Origin of the sequence: Occallatibacter sp. (assembly GCF_049582745.1) — a bacterium.
GTDB lineage: Bacteria > Acidobacteriota > Terriglobia > Terriglobales > Acidobacteriaceae > Telmatobacter.
On record NZ_JBAUUO010000044.1, the window covers coordinates 104321 to 125876 of the forward strand.

The following is a 21556-nucleotide window of genomic DNA, read 5'->3' on the forward strand; positions in this document are numbered from 1 at the left end:
GTCCCTCGCCACTCAAGGGGAGTGTTGATCTAACCCGCTGGTACCTCGCGATTGCAGGTTGCGGCGTAATTAGACTACCCACGGGTAAACCCAGGGCGCCATGGAAAGTTGCACCCCGGTTGGGCACTTTAGTGATGTAGGTAAAAGTAGATAGCAGAGGGCACACAACTTAGCGTGTGCGCCCCCTGTTCAAAACGAATCCAGTTAGTTAGTAGCGGAAACTGAGGCCCGTCCCAACCACCTTGTTCGCCTTCAGATCGATCGGCACCAGGATGTACGGCGGATTGGGAACACCAGTGGCAACCGCCGTATCACCGATAACGCCCGCTACATGCCCGATGCCGATATCGAACGCGAAATGCGGATTGTCTCTTTGCGTGATGCGCACCGCGTAATCCATCGTCGTCGGAATGTGCGCTCCCGTTCCCGGCGGAAACAGAATCGGCTTCAGGTTCACCACCTGCGGAGGCTCTTGCGTGAAACCAACCGCCGGCACTGCCGCAATGTTATGCGAAAGAGGAATCGGAATGCCGAGGCCGCCAAACAGACGCCCGCCAAACCGCGTTGCCTGCCCGCCCAGCCCGTAGATCGAAGCATTGGTCATCTTCAAACCGAAATTCAACAGAAATGGCACCGGCGGATGCAGCCACGTTTTCGTCGCTGCCACGTACACATCGCCATTGGTGTACGACTTCAGCGATCCGCCCAGTTCCTGATTCAGCGCACCGCTCACAAACTTGTCGTCGGTACGCACGATGAATCCCGCGCCGATTCCCGGCGTCCACGGCCCAAACTGCCCGTCCTTGATGCCTACGACCTTGGCGTTAAACAGGTTCATCCCTGAGTAATCCCAGAGGCCGCTGAAATTCGGATCGTTGCCCTTGGTATGGACGCTGCGGGTGTAGCCGAACTCGAAGCGGTTTGCCACTCCTTCTTCAATCGAGAAGGTGTGAACGTAGCCAATCACACTGGAAGCATTCACGAAGTGGTAGCCCACTGCCGGATGCGACCACACGTGATCCTTGGCGGTAAGGACGACGTAAGCCGTCGGTGTAATGAAGCCGCCGGTCTGCCCTTCCAGCGTCAGGTTCTGCGCGTTCATGCGTGCGGTGGCAAACGGTGCAGCCGCGAGAGCCACACCAACGGCAATCTTCTTCAAAGCAGAGAACGTCAACATCCAAATACTCCAGTGGCGCCATCTGTCATGCGCCCATCGTTTTTTTTCGAACAAATTGAGGCGAACGCGATAGATTTCCGTTGCACCGGTCGACCAGGAACAATCGGGCACACTCCCGCCTCGATTTGTAAACTGAGATGTTGTAACACGGCCAGGACGCGATCGTCATGGTCACCGCGCACACATGGGTTGTGTACCTTGGTGCGGGATTTGCCTCAAGACGCAGCGGCCTTGAGCCTTTTCAGGCCTTTCCGCTTTGGGTGGTAGACTCACCCCATGCCGCGCGGACTGTTCATCACTCTTGAGGGTCTCGACGGCTCCGGCAAGACCACGCAAATCAAGCGCTTGGCAGCGTGGATGCAAAAACGCGGCCTCGACCCCGTCCTTATCCGCCAGCCCGGCGGAACCCCCACCGGCGACCGCATCCGCTCACTGCTCCTCGACTCCGGCTCAACGCCGCTGGCGCCCATGACCGAAATGGCTCTCATGTTCGCCGACCGTGCCCAGGCCATCGCCGAGGTCATTGAACCTGCGCTCGCGTCGGGTCGCGTCGTCGTATGCGATCGCTTCACCGATTCCACTGAGGCCTACCAGGGGGGCGGCCGCCAGCTCGGCTCAGAGCGCGTGCTCCAGTTGCATCGTCTTGTCTGCGGCGATCTTCAACCCGACCTGACGCTCCTGCTGCTGCCTCCGCTCGAGGCAAGCCTGGCCCGCGCGCGAAATCGCAACGAGCGCACAACAGCCCAAACCGGCCAGGACGAAAACCGCTTCGAACAGGAGCAGGACGAATTCTTCAAGCGCGTCTGGGAAAAGTACCATGAGATCGCCCGCCGCGATTCCAATCGCGTCGTCCTCATCTCAGGCAATCTGAGCATCGACGAGGTGCACGAACAGATCGTTGAAGCGGTTTCCGAACGTCTGCTCGGCCAGCAATCTGCGCGCTGATTTTCTCCGGGCGCAGCATCCCCGCAACTGCGAAAACTACCCTTCGCGTTCTTTAATCCACCCGTCATCTCTCCGCAACATTCAACTGCTACCAATCTCCATGCGGCAGGTTGACGGGCATGGTCCTGCACGAGGTGACCCTGAATGCCTTCCACCTCATGCCGCAATTCCCCACGATACGAGGTTTCCATGCAGAGCTTCGCCCCACTCCGCCCTCTCGCAGGGCTTGCGCTTCTGGCTGCGCTCACCTGCACGAGCGTCATCGCCCAGGACGATCATGACGACCGGGACAACCGGGAAATCAAGCATGTATTTGTTATCGCAATGGAGAATCACAATTGGACCCAGCCCGCAACACTGGCCGGCAAGATTCAGCCCATCTTCCAGAATCCGAACGCCCCGTTCATCAACAGCCTTGTGAATGGGACAGCTGTCGCGTTCATAAACGGTCGCCAGGTGAATATCAGCCGGCATGTCTCCTACGCCACGTCCTACCACAACGTTCTCGCCACCCAAAGCGGAAATAATCCCCACATCCACCCCTCCGAACCCAACTACCTCTGGGCCGAGGCCGGCACCAATTTCGGCATCGCCAATGACGACGATCCCTACAAGGACACGCCTCCCAACGCCCAGACCACAACCCAGCATCTGAGCGGCCTGTTGCAGAAGGCGGGAAGAAGCTGGAAGTCGTATCAGGAAGACATCGACCTGCAGACCGTGAACGGCAAGCTCACCAACCTGCCTCTCCCGGAAAACCAATGGACTGTTCCCCTGGTCAGCCTGAGCGGCGCCTTCGCTACCGGCAGCCTGCTCAACCAGTACAACGACTCGCTCCAGTACAACTACGCCGTCAAACACAACCCGATGGCCTTTTTCGCCGACACCAACGGCGGCAATAACACAACCACGTCAAACCCGCTTCGGTTCAACTACGCCCCCCTGCAGCAGTTGCAATTCGACCTCGCCAACAATCGCATCGCCGATTACACGTGGATCACGCCCGACCAGTTCAACGAGCAACACAGTGCCTTGAGTGCAGGCTTCGCAGGCCTCACCGGCGATTCCTCGCAGATCAAAGCTGGCGACAATGCCCTTGCCCGCCTGGTGCCGATGATTATGGCGTCCAAGGCCTATCAGGATGGCGGCGCCATCATTCTCTGGTGGGATGAGAGCGAGGACGACGGCGAGACCAACGACAACCCGGACGACTTCAGCCACACGATCCCCGAGATCGTCATCTCCAACCTCGCCCACTCGAACGAGAACGGCGTACCCTATGCCAGCCCGGTAGATTTCACCCACTCCTCCGACCTGCGTACGATGCAGAACATCTTCCACGTGAAGGCAACCGGCGGATCATCACCGTACCTGGGCGATGCAGCCAACGTGAACGATTTGTCTGACTTGTTCGAGCCCGGCGTCATTCCGTCGCGGCCCTAGAGCCTGTTTCAAAAACCGGTTTTGTAACAAGGGCACGGCTCGGGGAACATTGTTGGGTCGCGGGCCGAAAAGAGGCTAAGACATAAGGGGTTTTACAGGCTGCGGAAAAACTCGTTGCTTCGAAAGAGCATCGCTTTAGCCATGCCATAAGCAACACAATAGCATCGTCGGCTTTAGCCGCTGAGGGACGTTCTTTCGACGATTCGTCATTTTTTCCCATTTTTCCGCAGCCTGCTTAACCCCTGAGGGATTCGCGCACAATCCACGCGGGCATTTTTGAAAACAGGCCCTGGTCGACTCGCGGAATCTCAACTTCAATCCGCAAAACCAACGGCGCAAAGTCTATCCGACTTGGCGCCGTTTGTCTTTTGTGCTGCAATGTCAACGTCCGCGTCGCAAATCCGTCCCTGTAGACGTGGGAAACGCAAAGCGAAAGATCACGCCGGAACGAAACGCACAACCGGCGCGTATGCATTCACACCCCGGGCCACGGACCGAATTTGCATCCGTGGCTCGATCTCAGGAGGTCCGTTATGTCCACGCGTATTTGCACCGTGTTTTCGTCGCGTTTCGCGCTTCTTTGTGTTGCCGTGGGACTCTCCGTACTATCCGCAAGGTGGCTGCATGCGCAAGCCGGCGGGGTGGAGCACACCCGTGGCATGGCGCACATGTCTGGCCACATGTACATGACGACGCTGCGTCCAAAGATGCCCGGCGACCAGGCAAAAGCCGATGCCATCGTAACCGCGGCCAAAGCAGCCATGGCGCCTTACGAGGACTACCACAACGCTCTCGCCGATGGTTTCCGCATCTTCCTGCCTAATGTGCCGCAGCCGCTCTATCACTTTACGAAGGCGGCAAATGGCCTCGCAGCATGGAGCCACTTCGATCCGCTAAAGCCAACTTCCCTGCTCTACCGCAAGACCCCAGACGGCGGCTACAAGCTGATTGGCGTGATGTATACCGATCGCGTCAATGCCACCGAAGACGAAATCAACAGCCGCATTCCGCTCAGCATTGCCCGGTGGCATCAGCACATCGACTTCTGCAAGGCGCCTGCCGGGCAGCTCGCCGCTTACTTTGGTCCCAATGCTAAATTCGGCCTGCTCGGCTCCATCCATACGCAGGAAGCCTGCGACGAGGCCGGTGGAGTCTTTCTCCCTCACGTCTTCGGCTGGATGGTCCACGTCTATCCCTATGAATCCGACCCGCGCAAAGTCTGGTCTGTCGACGATGACGACAACGGCCACGACAACATGGACCACTCGTCGATGCCCGGCATGAAGATGGATTAGAGAAACTTGTACCAGGGTGCCCCATTCATGACGCGGCTTCATCGCGGCATGAGTGGGAAACCACGAACCCAAGCCATCAGCGAGTGCCCCATCCTTGGCCGTCTTTTGGTCAAGGGTGGGAGAGCACGAACCTCAGGCCATCTTGTTTTTCATCGATCGCACAACCACTCAGTGCACTGGTTGGCCGGTAAGTTCGCGGGATTCTGCCGCGAAATAACGCCTTTGAAACCAGAAGGCGACGTTCACCAGCCCGATCAATGCAGGGACCTCGATCAGCGGCCCCACCACGCCCACAAACGCCTCGCCGGAGTTCAGCCCGAACACTGCCACCGCAACCGCAATCGCCAGTTCGAAATTATTGCCGGCGGCCGTAAACGACAGCGTCGCCGATTGCGCATAGTTCGCCCCCAGCCGCTTGCCCATCCAGAAACTGACAAGGAACATGATAAGAAAATAGACAACCAGCGGAATCGCGATGCGCAGCACATCCAGCGGCAGCCGCACAATCAGATCGCCCTTCAGCGAGAACATCACCAGGATCGTGAACAGCAGCGCCACCAGCGTCAGCGGACTGATGCGGGCGATAAACCGTGTGCGATACCATGTCTCGCCCTTCAGACGAATCAACACAAACCGCGTCACCATCCCGGATACGAAAGGAATGCCCAGGTAGATGCCCACACTCTTCGCAATCTGCGCAATGCTCACATCCACCACGCTGCCTTGCAGTCCCAGCCACTTCGGCAACACCGTGATAAATACCCACGCATAGAAGCTGTAGAAGAGCACCTGAAAGACGCTGTTGATCGCAACCAGCCCCGCGGCATAATCCGTGTCGCCATTGGCTAGCTCATTCCACACCAGCACCATCGCAATGCAGCGCGCAATGCCGATCAGAATCAGCCCGCGCATGTAAGCCGGCTCTCCGCGAAGAAACAGAACGGCAAGCCCGAACATCAGTACTGGGCCGATCACCCAGTTCTGCACCAGCGAGAGCCCCAGCACGCGCTTACGCCGAAACACTTCGCCCAGCTTTTCGTAGCGCACCTTCGCGAGCGGCGGAAACATCATGATGATCAACCCGATGGCGATGGGAATATTTGTTGTTCCGCTCTGAAAGCGGTTCACAAAGGCAGCCGAGCCGGGCACAAAATGTCCCAGCCCGACTCCCACAGCCATCGCCAGAAAAATCCAGAGCGTCAGAAAGCGGTCGAGAAATGAAAGCTTCCTGCGTTCCAGCGGAGCGCAGATCTGCCCCTGCGTATACGGTGCCGATGACATTGTTATCGGACCTCCGCAGCGATCAAGCTATTCAGCGCCGCCGGCCGCGGTGCGCTCTGCAGCGTGACAAATCTGGCCGGGCTGCAGCAGGCCTTCGACAAGCGCGCACGGTCCGCCTGCATCGCGCGATCCTCACTGAGCCATGCCAGCGTCTGCCGTAGCACCCGCGCGGCGCCCGCATTGGGCGGCATCACGATGCGGTAGTGCATCCACTTCCCTTCGCGCCGCGCCTGCACGATTCCCGCATTGCGCAGATAGGCGAGGTGCCGCGAGATCTTCGGCTGCCCCTGTGCCAGGATCTCCACGAAATAGCAGACACAGATTTCCTGGTCGCCCATCAGGTTCAGCAGACGCAGCCGCGTTCGATCGCCCAGCGCCTGAAAGAACCGCTCCATATCGAATTGAGACGATCTCGCCGCCATGTTTTATATATACGCCTTGACGAATACGTTGACAAGGAATATATTCGCTTACGTGAATATGTTTTTCTAAGGAGTACGTCATGGCGGAACAGATTCTGGAATCGGTGAAATCAAAGTATGCGGCTGTCGCCGAAAGCTCTCTCTCCAGCGACCATGCCGGCGTCAAAGCCGTGGCCGAGGCTTTCGGCTATACGGCCGAAGAGCTTACGTCAATTCCCGCGGAGGCCAACATGGGCCTCTCCTGCGGCAATCCCACGGCCACCGCGCACCTCAGGCCCGGCGAAGTGGTTGTCGATCTCGGCTCGGGAGGTGGACTCGATGTCTTTCTCGCATCGAAGCAGGTTGGCCCGCAGGGTCGCGCCATCGGCATCGATATGACGCCCGCCATGCTCGAGCGCGCCCGCGCCAACGCCGCAGCCGGCGGCTACACCAACGTCGACTTCCATCTTTCCACCATCGACAAGATCCCGCTCCCCGATGCGTCGGTCGATTGCGTGATCTCCAATTGCGTTCTGAATCTCGCCCCCGACAAGCCCGCCGTATTCCGCGAAATCGTGCGCGTCCTCAAGCCCGGCGGACGCCTCGCCGTCAGCGACATCGCCCTGAAGCACGAACTTCCCGAAGCGATCGCGAAGAGTGTTGCCGCCTACGTCGGCTGCATCGCAGGAGCCATCCGCATCGACGACTATCGCGCAGAACTGCTGGCAGCGGGCTTCGAGCACGTTGAAATCGTCGACAGCGGTCGCGATCTGAACGCCTACGCCAAGATCGAAAACCAGTCCGGCTGTTGCTCGCCTGCGATGGACAAGCCAGACGCAACGAATCCGCTCCAGGTGGTCGAGACCTCGTGCTGCTCACCCTCTCCCGCCGCCGACACCAAATTGCACGATGATTTGAAAACGCTTCTCGCGAACCACGACGTCAACGCAGCCGCCGCCAGCGTCAAGGTTTACGCGATCAAGCCCGGTGCGGCGCCTGCAAAATCCTGCTGCGGCCCAAGCTGCTGCGCCTGAGCGAGCCGGCAAAAACTCAGCAACATTCAACCCTCAGAGAGGACGCTGGACATGGCCCGCTACAACGTGTTGTTTCTCTGCACCGGGAACTCCGCCCGGTCCATCATGGCCGAAGCAATCATGCGCCACAAAGGTTTCCCAAACTTCAATTCCTACAGCGCGGGCAGTCATCCCTCTGGGATGGTGCGGCCAGAGGCTATTCGCCAGCTTGAGAAAGCAGGATTGAAAACCGACGGCCTGCGCAGCAAATCCTGGGACGAGTTCTCCGGACCTGACGCACCGCCGCTTCACTTCGTCTTCACGGTCTGCGACAACGCGGCGAAAGAAGTCTGCCCTTTCTGGCCGGGGCAGCCCATGACGGCGCACTGGGGAGTGCCCGATCCAGCTGCCGTGAAAGGCACACCCGAAGAGATCGATCGAGCCTTTTCAAGCGCCTTCTCTGTCCTTGATCGCCGTATCAGTCTCTTCCTCTGCCTTCCGATCGCTACGCTCGACACCTTCGCGCTCAAGCAGAAACTCGACGACATCGGCAAGCAATAGGCAACATCGGAAAACGATGTTGCTTAGCCCCACGCACCCAGCAGCCGCCGCACCAGCACCAATTGCCCCACGTGATACGCATTGTGGTCCGCCGCCAACAGAGCCTCGCGCAGAATCGTCTGCCCATCGCCGTGCGGAATCTTCGCGAACAAATCCGTCTTCGGGTCCTCGACCAGCGCGCACATCGCTTTAAGATCACGCTTGAAAGCCCGCACGCTCTTGTCCCACGCCTTGTCATCTGCCGGAGCCTTTTCGCTCGGCCAGTAACCTTCCGGCCACTTGGGCGACTGGTGCTTCGCATCCCGAGAAAACTCCAGAATGTCCGACTGTGCGATCCGCAGATGTTCGAGCAACTGCCATGCGGAGTACTCCCCGCCCTTCGGCACTTTTCCCCGCAGTTCTACCGGCAAGTTCTTCACCGCCTGCTCGAACGTGGCGTGCGCGTGCCCGCCCGTCAATACTTCCACCAAGTGCTCCCGCAACGCCGCATTGCTCTTGTCCGCCATCAAATCCCTCCGCATCAACGGATTCGGGTTTCTCGAGAAAGATTCCAAAATCTGTGTTCGGGCGATGAATGTACTGGATTGGGTGCAAACAGAGTTCTTCACTTCCCCTCGCAACTCAGAACTCTGAACTAAGAACTGAACTGTTGGTATACTCTGACCACCAGCATGAACGCTTTTCGTCAGCAACGGGCCTGGTACTGGATCGCGATCGCAGCCATTGTGATCGCCCTGGTCGCGCTGCTCGTACCCCACTCGCACGCCACAGGCGCGCCTGCATGGATGGCGCTTCTACCCGCGTTTTTCGTGGGCCTGCTGGTGCCGTTCAGCCTGCTGCCGCTGCTCCCGGTTCTCTCGCTGGGCCACACGCCAGAGGCCCCATCGCTGGCGCCCTCGTTCCAGCGTCCTCCGCCCTTCCGACTCGCTTAATTCCTTCAAATTGATCTCGGGATGACGCGGTTCATACCGCCGCAGTCTCCGTGATCCATCCAAAGCGAAGTTCTGTCCAACATCGGGAAGGCCCTCTTATGGACACTGTATACAGTGCAGTGGCTGCACTTGCTATGGGGTCGCCATTCCTGGCGATTCTGCTGATCCTGGCTTACTACTATCTCTTCTGCGTGCCCTGGGGCCGCAAGCAAAAATCAGGGCGGCGCCGGTCGAGCTTTTCCTCATCCTCCGCTGGACTGGGAACCGTGGTTCTCGGTTTGACACTGATTTACAGGCCGCGCATTCTGCACGCCGTCGAAGCCCAGCATCGCCAGGTCGAAGACGTGGACGAAGACGATGACGGCGACCCCGAATCCCCCACCCGGCACCTCCTGCGTCAATTGCGGCGTATTCGCCGGGGCGAAGCGGTCGAAAGCCTCACCGTGCGCCTGAAATGAGCTCTTCACATCGCATCTATGACAAAATAGAAAAGGAACCGCACGATGTCTCGATCTCTGAACAAAAACGCGTGGATGTGGGTGGCAATTGCCGCCGTCGCATTCACGTCGGTTGCCCACGCCGAGGCGGGCCTGCAAAGCGCCAAGGCCTACGCCCACCCGGTACTTGAGTTCCTGGCCCGCAGTCAGAGTCAGAACCACGCCGAGTTTTCCGGCGTTTTACGATTCGCACATCGCGGTGCCCGGCGCCAATCCAATTCAATTCTGCGCAACGCTGGCTCCGGACCGTTGATCGCGATGCTGCCCGTGTTCTTTATCGGGTTGGTTTCGCCACTCGCTCTCGTTTCTGCCGCATCCCTCCGATGCTTGGGCCGCACGCCCGTAGTACCTCTGCTTCCAGCGCTCTTCCAGCGCCCTCCGCCTAGCCTCGTCTGATCTTCTGCTCCAGTGCAGCGATCGCCGCCATGCTTTCCTGATCGACGCTCCCGTCCCAATCGCTGCAATTCATGACATTTATACTGGAAGATTGGAGACTCCCGTGTTTTTCGATAAGGTACTCACAAAAATATTCGGCACCGCCAACGAGCGGGTCATCAAGAAACTTCTCCCCGTTGTTGGTCAGATCGGCGCTTTTGAGCCGGAGATGGAAAAGCTTTCCGATGAACAGCTTCGGGCCAAGACGGCCGATTTCCGCGCCCGCATCGCCGCTCGCATTCAAGGGATTACCGATCCCGACGAGATTCAGACTGCCGAGCGTGCGGCGCTCGATGAAATCCTGCCTGAAGCCTTCGCCGTAGTCCGCGAAGCCGGCTGGCGCGCCGTAAAGATGCGCCACTTCGATGTGCAGCTCATCGGCGGCATGGTTCTGCACCAGGGCAAGATCAGCGAAATGAAGACCGGCGAAGGCAAAACCCTCGTCGCCACCCTCGCCTGCTATCTCAATGCGCTTGCCGGCCACGGCGTCCACGTGGTCACGGTCAACGACTACCTGGCCAAGCGCGATGCCGAGTGGATGGGCAAAATCTACGAGTTCCTGGGCCTCACCGTCGGCGTCATCGTCCACGACCTTTCTGACGACGAGCGCCGCGCGGCCTACGGCGCCGACATCACCTACGGCACCAATAACGAATTCGGCTTCGACTACCTGCGCGACAACATGAAGTTTGAAATCAAGGATTGCGTGCAGCGCGGCCACTACTACGCTATCGTCGACGAAGTCGACTCCATCCTCATCGACGAAGCCCGCACGCCGCTCATCATCTCCGGCCCCACCGACCAGACCACCGACAAGTATGCCCGCGCCCGCAAAATCATTCCCGCACTCGAACTCGGCGAAGAAGTCGACAGCCTTGAAGGCAAGACCTTCTCGGGCGACTATGTGGTCGACGAAAAGCACCGCACCATCGGTGTGACGGACGAGGGCTGGGTCACCATCGAGAAAGCGCTCGGCATCGACAACATTGCGAGCGCGGAGAACTGGGAACTCAAGCACTACGTCGAAACCGCCATCAAGGCCCACGCCCTCTACAAGCGCGATGTCGACTACGTGGTTAAGGATGGCGAGGTCATCATTGTCGACACCTTCACCGGCCGCCTCATGCCCGGTCGTCGCTGGTCCGACGGGCTGCACCAGTCCATCGAAGCCAAGGAGGGCGTCAGCATCCGCAAGGAAGACCAGACGCTCGCCACCATCACCTTCCAGAACTACTTCCGTCTCTACAAAAAACTCAGTGGCATGACCGGCACAGCCGAAACCGAAGCCGCCGAATTCGAGAAGATCTACAAGCTCGAAATCGTCGTCATCCCCACCAACAAGCCGCTGCTCCGCGTCGAAAACCCCGATGTGGTCTTCCGCACAGAGAAGGAAAAGTTCAAGGCCGCAGCCGAAGACATCGCCCGACTCAATGAGGAGCAGCAACCCGTACTGGTGGGCACTGTGTCGATTGAAAAGTCCGAGCGCCTCTCCGCCATCCTGCAGCGCAAGGGTATTTGCCACGTCGTGCTCAACGCCAAGCAGCACGAGCGCGAAGCTGAATATGTGGCACAGGCCGGTCGTCTCGGCATGGTCACCATCGCCACCAACATGGCCGGCCGCGGTACCGACATTCTGCTTGGCGGCAATCCCGAATTCATGGCCCGCCAGGAACTGGTGAAGAAGGGCCACGCCAGGGCAATCAGCGTGGCCGAGGGAGCGATCAGTCCCATGGCCCCCGCCGGTTTTCAGCGCTTCTACTACCAGGGTCAGGAATTCGAAGTTTCCGATTCCGACTGGACCGCCACCTTCTCCGTCCACAACGATGCCGCCCAGAAAGAGCACGAAGAAGTCATCGCCAGGGGCGGCCTCTTCATTCTCGGCACCGAGCGTCACGAGTCACGCCGCATCGACAACCAGTTGCGTGGCCGCGCCGGCCGCCAGGGCGATCCCGGAGCATCGCGCTTCTATCTCTCGCTTGAAGACGACCTCATGCGCATCTTCGCCCGCGGATTCGCCAACACCATGATGCAGAAGATCATGGAAGAAGACGTCGCGATCGAGTCGAAGATGATTACACGGCAGATTGAAAACGCGCAGAAAGGCGTTGAATCGCAGAACTTCGAATCGCGCAAACACCTGCTCGAATACGACGACGTCATGAACAAGCAGCGCGAAGCCGTCTATGGCCTGCGCCGCCAGTTGCTCGAAGGCGTCGAACAGCGCGAACTCATTCTCGAGGACTACGTCGGCGGAATCCTCAGCGGCATCCTCGACGAATGCGCGCCCGAAAACAAGCATCCCGATCAATGGAACTTCAAAGAAATCGAAGAAAAGCTGATCAACCAGTTCGGCTTAAGCATGGCGGCTGCGGGCATCAAGCCGCAGGAATTGGCGCGCCACGAACTCGGCGACGCAATCTTTGAAAAGCTGAAACAGCAATACGAACAGAAGGAGCACATCCTCACCGCGCCGCAGATGCGCTATCACGAACGCATGGTCATGCTCAGCGTGATCGACGGCCTCTGGAAAGACCACCTGCTCTCGATGGACCACTTGAAAGAGGGCATCGGCCTTCGTGGCTACGCGCAGCAGGATCCGCTCGTAGCCTACAAGAAGGAATCCTTCGACATGTTCGAAGCCATGATGGCGAAGTTCCAGGAAGACACCGTCCGCTTCCTTTTCCGCATGCAGATTCTCGGCCCCGATGGCCGCCCCATCGAAATGGCGCCCGAACCGCGCAGAGCTGTGCCACCGGCTCCCCCCGTAGCCAGCGCGGAGCTATTGACGCTGAATGACGACGGCCAGCCTCTCGTGTTCGATGCGCCGCCGCGCGAAATCTCCATCCCTACGCGCGCGCCTTCCACGACCATCGATCAGTTGGAGAAGGAGTTCCACCGCAAAAAGCAGCGCGAACTCCAGGCGGCAACCCGCGCCGGAGGCGGCGCAAACGGCAGCCAGCCCTCGCAGCGCCGCACCGGCGAAAAGGTAGGCCGCAACGACCCCTGCCCCTGCGGCTCAGGCAAGAAATACAAAAAGTGCCACGGCACCGAAGCCTAGCGCAAACCTGTTGTGTAACAGGGCCCGATGTGTTGTAACAAGGGCACGACTTTAGTCGGGCCGTAATCGCACCCACATGAATATGGGCTTCAGCCCATGAGGGAAGTTTCAACCCAAACTTCCGCATCCGCGATCATCCGACCGTAAGCAGCGCCAAGCGAACTAACGCGCCTGAGAATACACAAGTTGCATGTCACTTCTGCTGCTGATTCCAAGGCCAAAGGTCAGGGTCTCAAGCAGTCCAAGACATCGGTTGCCGAGACCGCGTCCCGCGTCGGCGACGATCAGTTCGGGGTCGGCCTCTCAAAGTGGTCGATGACAAGCCTATCGACTGGACCTTTGGATGGCACCAGCTTCAATCCGAGCTGCTCTTCCAGGGCCGTGAAGATCGAAATGCCCGGATCGTCCGCGGTTGCTGCCCTGTCCGGCGTCCACTCGATTTCAAAATCGAACCTCTTCCCGCCGAGCCCGGTCTTGTCTACGATCTTGCGTCCCGCGTTGCCCGAAAAGAACCAACCGATGTTCTCCATGGTCTCCGCGTGCACCGTTAGACGTTGCGTGTTCGAGCTTCCACCTCCAATAGCATTGCTAACTTCGTCCGGAGCCGCTTCCTTGAACTTCGGTCCGTCCTTGGCAATCACCAAGTCATAGACTGGTCCTTCCTTTTTCTCCCAGTGCACTTTGAGTTTGCACCGGTCTGCTAGCAGCGTGCGCATCATCGCCAGTTGCTGTTTCCACGCTTCTGCGGAGGGGAGTTTCTTCCAAGCCTCAACAGCCTCCGCGTCCACCCTCGTCTCAACATCGTAAGGATCTGTTTTCGCCCATTCCGGCAGACCTGAAACCTCGGTTCCGGGAGTATCTACGTAGGCTGAAAGAACTAGATTACTCAGCGGCATATTAATAGAGCGGTAGCCGTTGGGCAGCCCTTGCGTTGAGGCACTCGTGTCCCCTGGTTTGTGCGCCTTGATTGAAACAACTTCGTAGGCAAGCGGACTGCTGTTCGCGTCTGCAACCGGTGACAACGCACCTTCCGGAGCCTGCCCTTGCATATCCATGGTTGGACCGCTCCACAGTAGCATGACAAAACATAGCAGCACCGGCGAATGCCGGCGGCAATCGGGCCGCATAAGCATGGAGTTGATCTCTGGAGGGGATTATAGACCGCCCAAAGATCTCCGGGTCTAATCAGAGTCAGGACAGGGGCTCCACCGCAGTCACGATGTCAACAACCAGCGCTTTGACCCCTGATCACTGTTCACTGTTTTCACTGTTTCACTGTTTTCACTGTTCACTGTCCACTGTCCACTGTTCACTGACCCCTGACCCCTGTTCCCTGTTCCCTGTTCCCTGAACCCTGTTCCCTGTTCCCCGTCCACCGTTCACTGTTTCAAACGTGAGATCGTTGGCCTCCGAACCATGCTCCGCGCGCCACTGCTCAAACAGCCGGCCGTAACTGAGCGTTAGATAGGCAGAACGGTCCACCCCGATCCGCGCCGCCGTCCGATCGATCCACTCGGGCGAACCCTCCAGCTCTGCGAAGTCGCCGATCGGTGTCTCGTCGATCACGCAGTGGCCTTCCCCATCGGTCCACTCACTGCGCCACTTTTCGTAGCGAAAGGCTTCCACCAGTCCCAGGGACTTGAAAACCTGCGCCAGCACATTGCCGTCGCCCACTTCGGTTTCCGTTTCCACGCGATGCTTGTGCGCATCTTCGCCGGGCCCCACGTCGGGCAGCCGCTTGTGCGTCACCGTCCACTTGCCGGCATAGCTGCGGATGCGCAGAATCTCAGTCCGCGCCCGCATCGAGCGGTCCGGCGTGTCGTATAGGACATTGCTCTCGAAGGTCCGCGGAGTCTGCTCGCGAAAACCCGCCTGACGCAGCCGCTCGGCCAGTTCCCCAACACTCGCAACGCGAAATTTGATCTCGGTTTCGATAGACATGTAAGCAGCGAGTATACGCAGATAGCGCCAACGGCTTCAAACAGCGACAATACGTACGTGAAGACTCTGCGCCTTTCGGTTGACCCGGCCCACATTGAAACGGACGCGGCCCAAGCCGCCATCGCTCAGGCCGCGCAGATTCTTCGCTCGGGCGGCCTGGTTGCGCTGCCCACCGAAACCGTCTATGGACTGGGCGCCAATGCCCTCGACCATGCCGCCGTGGCGCGCATCTTCGCCGCCAAGCAGCGCCCCTCGTGGGACCCGATTATCGTGCACGTCGCCGGCCCAGTCCACAACAACCCGATGCTCGAGCCGCTCCTCGCGAAGTGTCCACCGGTAGTTTACGAATTGATGGAAGCCTTCTGGCCCGGCCCGCTGACGCTGCTTCTGCCCCGCTCCGCAGCCGTGCCCGATATCGTCACCGCAGGCCGCCCTCTTGTGGGCATCCGCATGCCCGCGCATCCGGTTGCATTTGAGGTCATCCGCCAGGCCGGCGTGCCTGTCGCCGCGCCCAGCGCCAACGTCTTCAGCCACATCAGCCCCACCACCGCCGCGCACGTACTCGAAGACCTCGATGGCAAAATCGACGCAATCATCGACGCCGGCCCGACCCGCCACGGCGTCGAATCCACCGTCCTCGATCCCACTCAAAGTCCCATGATGATCTACCGCCCCGGCGCCGTCACCGCGCAACAGATCCGCGAGATTGCAGGCCCTGTGGTGTATTTCGAAGAAGGAATGATGCCGCTCGCTGCCGCGCCCGAGGCGCTTCCCTCACCCGGCGTCGGACTGCGCCACTACGCACCGCGCGCACGCCTGATTCTCGTGGAGGGCACGCTCGACGAACTCCCCGCACGCCTTGCCGACGCAGCTGGCCGGCACGCCAAAGATCGCCTGGGAGTAATGCTTCCCGCGGAGCTGGCACCCACCAGATTCGAGCCGCCGCTGCGGCAAGCAGCCGAGTTTGCCTGGGGTCATTGGAACGCGCCCGAAGAGTTAGCCGAAAGGCTCTATGCCGGGCTTCGCGCGCTCGACGCCGGGGGATGTACGGTGATTTTGTGTCCGATACCCGAAGGAGAAGGAGTGGGCGTGGCCATTCGTGATCGCCTGCGCAAAGCTGCACGCTCGGCGCAGGACTAGAGACCAGATCCCTGCCCGACCTCACCGAGCTTAAACATGTACTTGATCGCGGACTTATAAATAAGCGTCCTGGCGCGGCCGCGCATCTTCAGCACTCCACGGTCGTACCACTCGATCTGACCTTCAAGTTTCTCGCCATCTTCCAGCACGATCACCATCGGCGTCTGCGATTGAATCTGCTTCTGCAGATAAAACAGTTCCGCCTGACGATGAGCGGATTCTTCCTCGATCTCATAATTCGTAAACCGAAACGATGGTGTGGAAACCGGAGCGTGCTTCTTGCGATTCGGCGTGTACAAAGTGCCATCGCGGCGCTGACCATCCACGCCCGGCGAAATTGTCTGTGTATTCATAAAATAAGATCCTCCATCGTCACGGAACCCTTGATTGAACAGATGCAGAACGACGACTTCACTTTGCTTGACGGGGAAAAGGAAGGATCTCGCTCCCCGGAAATGCAGAATTAGAGCCCTTAAGGGGACGTCAAACCATCGGCATAACCGGGTCTAAGACTCTGGGTTGGTCTTTGCCTTTGAGAGTGTTCTGATTCTACCCCAAAAGATGCTTCAGGCGAGGTCGGAGTTGCATACTTTGATCGGGATACCTGTGGAAGTCGACCGCTACCGTTCCTCGAGGCTTACGGCCATGGCATCCAATGCGAGCGAGCGCAACAGATTGCGCCGCATTCCCTGCTCCACCTGCACGACAGCCCACGAAGTCGCGGCGATCCAATCCACGGTGAGCCCCTGCGCCATGCGCTCCAACTCAGCGGCGATGTCAAGATTGCGGATCAGCCCCGGAGTTCCCGCCACCATCAGCAGCAAATCTTCGAGCAGACTCCCCAGCGTCCGCAACAGGTTGATCGTCTTCTGCTGCCCGTCCGCACCGCCGCGATAGGTTTCCGTGGTGCGAAACAGGGTTGAATAATCCGGCTCCCTGAGCGCCGTCCGAAGGATAAGAAGCGCATCCTGGCGGCTCGTCAGATAGGCTTGCAGATCCAACGTCAACGCCCGCCCCACCGCGCCCTCCGCGAGCCGCGCAGCAAGCGCTCGCTGCTGAGGCTTTAATTCCGGCCGGCGCTCTGCCAGCAACGCCTCAATCTCCTCCGCGGGCAGCGCGCCCAGCCTGTAGAGAAGGGCGCGCGACCGAATCGTCGGCAACAGCTCGTGCGGATTTTCCGTAAGCAAGATCAGCGATGTGCGCTCCGGCGGCTCTTCCAGCACTTTCAGCAGGCTGTTGGCCGCTTCTTTCATGAACGCTGAAGTGGTAAAGATCGTAAACGCCCGATGCGCGTTCGCAGGCGGCCGATAATACGCCGCGTGGATCACCGTCCGCACCTGACCCAGCTTGATCAGAAGCTGCGGTGGGTCGGGCGGCACGATCAGTACATCGGGGTGCGTCTGGATCAGGATCCGCGTCTCCCGCTTGTCAACATCGCGCATCTCTTCGCGCGCTGCCACTGCCTCGGCAACCCGCTCCTCGAGATTCGCCGATTCGGCGATCCGCAGGCAGTTTGCGCAATGCCCGCAGAAGTCCGGCAGGCCATCGCTTTCGGTCGGCTCAAGGCAGTTGACGGCCTGCGCCAGCATCAGCGCAAGCGTGTACTTGCCCGCACCCTTCGGTCCGGCGAGAATCAGCGCCTGCGGAAAGTGGCCGCTGCGCAACCCCTCCCGCAAATGACCGACGGTTGCCGCGTTGCCATGAAAGCTTTGGAAACCCACTCATCGAGTCTACGGCATTGTCATCTGCAAGATTCGGCGAGCCTGTGAATCCGAAAGAATGCAAACGGCGCGTAGATGGTCTCCTAGTCCCTCTGCATGACCCGCACCCGGATCCCATTCTTCGGGCGCAGCGTAATCTTCGGCTGCAACTCGATCTTCTGTCCGGGAACAAGTTCGACGCGCCAACGCTGCGCAAGCGTCGCCAGTGTCAGCACGGCCTCCATCCAGGCGAACGACTCGCCGATGCATTGCCTGCCGCCTCCGCCAAACGGAAAATACGCGAACCGCGGACGGCCCGACTTGGCCGTCGCGGTAAATCGCTCGGGACGAAACTGCTCCGGCTCCGGAAACCACTTCGGATCCCGGTGCACAATGTACTGGCTGAAAAACACCATTGTCCGCTTGCGCAACCGGTACGGCCCGATCGAAACATCCTCAAGCACTTCCCTGCCCATGGCCCACGCCGGCGGATAGAGCCGCATCGACTCCGACAGCACTCGCCCCAGGTACTCAAGCCGCGGAACGTCTTCAAGCGTCGGCAACCGCCCACCGAGTACAGCGTCGAGTTCTTCATGCAGGCGGGCCTCCGCCTCCGGATTTTGCCCCAGCAGCATCCACGTCCACGCCAGCGCATTCGCCACCGTCTCAAATCCGGCGAGAAACAGCGTCAGAACCTGGTCCCGGATCTGCTGCGCGTCCAGTTTGAGTCCATCGCCGCCCGCCTGGTCGTCTCGCGCAGCCACCAGCATCGAAAGCAGGTCGGCATGGCGGTCGAGGTTTGCCTCCGCTTGGCGCGCCCGGATCATGCGGTCGACCACTTCATCCAGACGCTTCTTCGCCGCCCGAAACCGCCGCATCTGTGGCAGTGGCGAATTGAGGAAGAGTTCAGCCCGCGGCATCCCGACCAGGAAATTGTAGAGATCCATGACAACATTCACCTGGTCGTTGATCTCGTGAATCTCGGGCGTCACTTCGGTATCAAACAGTGTGCGTGCTGTGATCTGCAGTGCGAGCCGCATCATTTCGGCGGCAATATTCAGCTCCGCCCCGGGCTGCCACTGGATTCGAAGCCCGTCGGCGATTTCCACGATCTGCGCGGCGTACCGTTCGATGCGGCGCCGGTGAAAGGCAGGTGCGGCGATGCGGCGTCCCCGATGATGCGTCTCTCCGTCCGAGGTAATCATCCCCTCGCCGAGGAGGATCTTCATCCGCTTTTGCGTCCGGTCCTTGCCGAAAAAGGCAGCTTTATCGATGAGCACTTCGGCGATATCGGCCGGATCGTTCAACAGGACAACGTCGTGCAGCAGGATGCGATAGTGTGCCGCACGCCCGTAACGCTGCAAATGCTCGAACAAGAGAATGGGGTTCTTTGGATCGAAGAACCGACGGAATCGGTAGAAAGGCAGATTGAAGCGCAGGCCCGGAGGATAGACAAACTCTCCACGCCGAACTACGCGCGGAAGGTCGTGCCCGCTCGAAGAGGCCGCCATGCACGGAGTCGGATCCACGATTCGAGTCTACGGCAGGCGCGGGTGTGCCCCTTTCGCTTTCCATGCCGGTGTGGAGGCCTGCTTCCATGTCCTGAAACAACGAAATGCCGGCAGAACCCCCGAATCCGCAACCCGTACAATGGACTTTGGAACTGAATGTTGACCCATGCCTGACGCGGAGCAAAAATCCAACCAAACCAAGGCACAAGAACGCGATCCGCGTGACGGCGCAGCACGCCCGAAGGCCGACGAAGACCCGATTGGCAAGGTCTACGACTCGCGGCTGATCAAGCGTCTCGGCCACTACCTGCGCCCATACTGGTGGCAGGCGACGGTTTCGTCCATCTCCATTTCCCTGAAGTCCATCAGCGATGTCGCAGGCCCCTACCTCGTCATGGTGGGCATCGACCGCTACTTCCCCACCGACCATGGCGTCTCAGGTACAACACTCCTCAGCCACGAGGGCGGACCTACAGGTTTCCTCATCCGCCACTTGCCCACCAACCCGATGCAGGGCATCACTCGCCTCGCCTTGATATTTCTGGTGGCCCAGGTCTGCGCCTATTTTTTCGAATTCATCCAGACTTACCTGATGCAGTGGACCGGTCAGAAAATCATGTTCGATCTGCGCCGCGACATCTTTCGCCACATGCAGCGCATGCACGTCGGCTTCTTCGACACCCACGCGGTTGGCCGCCTGGTCACGCGCATCACGTCCGATGTCGACGCCATCAACGAGATGTTCACCGGCGGCATTCTCGCCATCGTCGACGACTTCTTCACGCTCACCATCATGGCCATCGTGATGCTCAACATCAACTGGTGGCTGGCACTGCTGGCATTCGCCGTGCTACCGCTCATCTTGGTCGTCACGCGCCTCTTCCGCAACAGCGTCCGCGAAAGCTACCGCCGCGTGCGCGCCGCCATTGCCCGCATCAACAGCTTTACCCAGGAACACATCGGCGGCATGGCCGTCGTCCAGCTCTTCAACCGCGAACATCGCGCTTATAAAGACTTCGAGTCGGTCAATCGCCTTCACATGATCGCCTTCAAAGACACGATCTTCGCCTATGCGCTGTACTACCCCGCCGTTGAAATCCTGTCGTCGATTGCCATCGCCCTCGTCATCTGGCGCGGCGGATTCGGCGTGCTCGCCGGTTCTGTCACCATCGGCATGCTGGCCGCTTTCAATATGTATTCGCAGCGTTTCTGGCGGCCTATCCAGGACCTGAGCGACAAGTACAACATCCTGCAAGCCGCCATGGCCGCGTGCGAACGTATCTTCAGGCTGCTCGATACCGAGCCGGAGATCGTCAGCCCCGCAAATCCACGCTCGGGCGACGGATCAAACCGCATTGAATTCCATAACGTCTGGTTCACCTACCAGAAGCTGTCGGCCGAACAAAAAGAACTCGTCAACCGCGTTGCCGACTCGCCCGAGCGCGCCAAGGAACTCGCCGCCCTCACCGGCATCGAGTGGATTCTCAAGGACGTCTCCTTCACCATCGAGCCCGGCCAGACCATCGCCATCGTCGGACACACGGGTGCCGGCAAAACTACGCTGACCAGCCTGATGATGCGCTTCTACGACATCACTTCCGGCTCCATCCGCCTCGATGGCGTCGACCTCCGCGAGCTCGGCCTCGCCGCCCTGCGCAGCCATTTTGCCGTTGTCCTGCAAGACCCGTTTCTGTTCACCGGCACCATCGCCGAAAACATCCGTTTCGGCAACGAAGCCATTACCGAAGCGACCCTGCGCCAGGTGGCTCGCGACGTGAATGTCCTGGATTTCATCGAATCGCTGCCGGCTGGATTCGACGAGCCTGTTCGCGAGCGCGGCAATTCGCTCTCCACGGGCCAGAAGCAGCTCATCAACTTCGCTCGCGCGCTTGCCTGCAATCCCCACATCCTCATCCTTGACGAAGCCACTTCAAGCGTCGACACTGACACCGAGCTGCGCATCCGCGGCGCACTCGAACGCATGGTCGAGGGCCGCACCAGCGTCCTGATCGCGCATCGCTTGTCTACGATCCAACGGGCCGACACGATTCTCGTCATGCATAAAGGGCAACTCCGCGAGATGGGCACCCACCAGGAATTGCTCGCCAACCGCAGCCTCTACTGGAAGCTCTACCAGTTGCAGTACAAGGATCAGGAGATCGGGATCCACGCGGTCCCCGGACGCGAACGCTCCATCGCGCCCGCAACTTCCTGAAGCCCTCACCA

The 21556-nt window shown here is 59.5% G+C and carries 20 protein-coding genes and 1 pseudogene; 12 read left to right on the forward strand and 9 right to left on the reverse strand.

The genetic code is table 11. The features are described 5' to 3' along the window. Positions 1-208 precede the first annotated feature (208 nt). Positions 209-1177 carry a DUF3034 family protein gene (locus WCA10_RS05555; protein WP_472821509.1) on the reverse strand — a complete coding sequence of 323 codons (969 nt, stop codon included), beginning with the start codon at positions 1175-1177 and terminating at the stop codon, positions 209-211. 276 nt (positions 1178-1453) lie between these two features. On the opposite strand from WCA10_RS05555, the gene tmk reads away from it, so the two are divergent. The 3 genes from tmk to WCA10_RS05570 all read left to right on the forward strand — a co-directional run bounded on the left by tmk (position 1454) and on the right by WCA10_RS05570 (position 4860). Further along, positions 1454-2122: a dTMP kinase gene (gene tmk / locus WCA10_RS05560; RefSeq protein ID WP_472821510.1), complete on the forward strand. Its 669-nt coding sequence runs from the start codon at positions 1454-1456 to the stop codon at positions 2120-2122. 189 nt (positions 2123-2311) lie between these two features. Then, entirely contained in the window at positions 2312-3565 is a 1254-nt protein-coding gene (locus WCA10_RS05565) for an alkaline phosphatase family protein (RefSeq protein WP_472821511.1), read from the forward strand. A 533-nt stretch (positions 3566-4098) separates the two neighbouring features. Next, positions 4099-4860 (forward strand): hypothetical protein, encoded by a 762-nt coding sequence (locus WCA10_RS05570; protein WP_472821512.1) that lies wholly within the window; start codon positions 4099-4101, stop codon positions 4858-4860. A gap of 168 nt (positions 4861-5028) precedes the next feature. Here the strand turns inward: WCA10_RS05570 and arsB are convergent, their stop codons facing one another. Next, a complete protein-coding gene (arsB, locus tag WCA10_RS05575; protein WP_472821513.1) occupies positions 5029-6141 on the reverse strand; it encodes an ACR3 family arsenite efflux transporter in 1113 nt (370 codons plus the stop codon). 2 nt (positions 6142-6143) lie between these two features. Continuing rightward, positions 6144-6563 (reverse strand): ArsR/SmtB family transcription factor, encoded by a 420-nt coding sequence (locus WCA10_RS05580; protein WP_472821514.1) that lies wholly within the window; start codon positions 6561-6563, stop codon positions 6144-6146. Positions 6564-6643: 80 nt separating this feature from the next. Between WCA10_RS05580 and arsM the strand changes: the two genes are divergently transcribed. Next, positions 6644-7576 (forward strand): arsenite methyltransferase, encoded by a 933-nt coding sequence (arsM, locus tag WCA10_RS05585; RefSeq protein WP_472821515.1) that lies wholly within the window; start codon positions 6644-6646, stop codon positions 7574-7576. 51 nt (positions 7577-7627) lie between these two features. Then, complete coding sequence (locus tag WCA10_RS05590) at positions 7628-8116, forward strand: arsenate reductase ArsC (protein WP_472821516.1); 489 nt, start codon at positions 7628-7630, stop codon at positions 8114-8116. A 23-nt stretch (positions 8117-8139) separates the two neighbouring features. Here the strand turns inward: WCA10_RS05590 and WCA10_RS05595 are convergent, their stop codons facing one another. Continuing rightward, entirely contained in the window at positions 8140-8622 is a 483-nt protein-coding gene (locus WCA10_RS05595) for a DinB family protein (RefSeq protein WP_472821517.1), read from the reverse strand. 165 nt (positions 8623-8787) lie between these two features. Here WCA10_RS05595 and WCA10_RS05600 point away from each other — a divergent pair, with 165 nt between their 5' ends. From WCA10_RS05600 to WCA10_RS05620, 5 genes and pseudogenes are all read left to right on the forward strand, one after another. Then, a complete protein-coding gene (locus WCA10_RS05600) occupies positions 8788-9048 on the forward strand; it encodes a hypothetical protein (RefSeq protein WP_472821518.1) in 261 nt (86 codons plus the stop codon). A 98-nt stretch (positions 9049-9146) separates the two neighbouring features. Then, entirely contained in the window at positions 9147-9506 is a 360-nt protein-coding gene (locus tag WCA10_RS05605) for a hypothetical protein (RefSeq protein WP_472821519.1), read from the forward strand. Positions 9507-9551: 45 nt separating this feature from the next. Continuing rightward, positions 9552-9941, forward strand: coding sequence for a hypothetical protein (locus WCA10_RS05610; protein ID WP_472821520.1), 390 nt, complete (start codon positions 9552-9554; stop codon positions 9939-9941). 103 nt (positions 9942-10044) lie between these two features. Next, positions 10045-12697: pseudogene (gene secA / locus WCA10_RS05615) on the forward strand (preprotein translocase subunit SecA); the annotation flags it as partial. Positions 12698-12702: 5 nt separating this feature from the next. Continuing rightward, a complete protein-coding gene (locus tag WCA10_RS05620) occupies positions 12703-13038 on the forward strand; it encodes an SEC-C metal-binding domain-containing protein (RefSeq protein WP_472821535.1) in 336 nt (111 codons plus the stop codon). A gap of 284 nt (positions 13039-13322) precedes the next feature. On the opposite strand, the gene WCA10_RS05625 is transcribed toward WCA10_RS05620, so the two are convergent. Beyond that, entirely contained in the window at positions 13323-14093 is a 771-nt protein-coding gene (locus tag WCA10_RS05625; RefSeq protein ID WP_472821521.1) for a TIGR03435 family protein, read from the reverse strand. A gap of 226 nt (positions 14094-14319) precedes the next feature. After that, positions 14320-14979 (reverse strand): class IV adenylate cyclase, encoded by a 660-nt coding sequence (locus WCA10_RS05630; protein WP_472821522.1) that lies wholly within the window; start codon positions 14977-14979, stop codon positions 14320-14322. A gap of 57 nt (positions 14980-15036) precedes the next feature. Between WCA10_RS05630 and WCA10_RS05635 the strand changes: the two genes are divergently transcribed. Continuing rightward, the gene (locus WCA10_RS05635; protein WP_472821523.1) at positions 15037-16119 is read left to right on the forward strand and encodes an L-threonylcarbamoyladenylate synthase; all 1083 of its coding nucleotides are present in this window, start codon (positions 15037-15039) and stop codon (positions 16117-16119) included. On the opposite strand, the gene WCA10_RS05640 is transcribed toward WCA10_RS05635, so the two are convergent. The 3 genes from WCA10_RS05640 to WCA10_RS05650 all read right to left on the reverse strand — a co-directional run bounded on the left by WCA10_RS05640 (position 16116) and on the right by WCA10_RS05650 (position 19330). Beyond that, positions 16116-16472, reverse strand: coding sequence for an RNA chaperone Hfq (locus tag WCA10_RS05640; RefSeq protein WP_472821524.1), 357 nt, complete (start codon positions 16470-16472; stop codon positions 16116-16118). The genes WCA10_RS05635 and WCA10_RS05640 overlap by 4 nt on opposite strands. Before the next feature lie 267 nt (positions 16473-16739). After that, the gene (locus tag WCA10_RS05645; RefSeq protein ID WP_472821525.1) at positions 16740-17840 is read right to left on the reverse strand and encodes a DNA polymerase III subunit; all 1101 of its coding nucleotides are present in this window, start codon (positions 17838-17840) and stop codon (positions 16740-16742) included. An 83-nt stretch (positions 17841-17923) separates the two neighbouring features. Then, on the reverse strand, positions 17924-19330 hold the full coding sequence (locus tag WCA10_RS05650; RefSeq protein WP_472821526.1) for a cytochrome P450: 1407 nt from the start codon (positions 19328-19330) through the stop codon (positions 17924-17926). A gap of 166 nt (positions 19331-19496) precedes the next feature. Between WCA10_RS05650 and WCA10_RS05655 the strand changes: the two genes are divergently transcribed. After that, the gene (locus tag WCA10_RS05655) at positions 19497-21545 is read left to right on the forward strand and encodes an ABC transporter ATP-binding protein (RefSeq protein ID WP_472821527.1); all 2049 of its coding nucleotides are present in this window, start codon (positions 19497-19499) and stop codon (positions 21543-21545) included. The last annotated feature ends 11 nt before the right edge of the window (positions 21546-21556 follow it).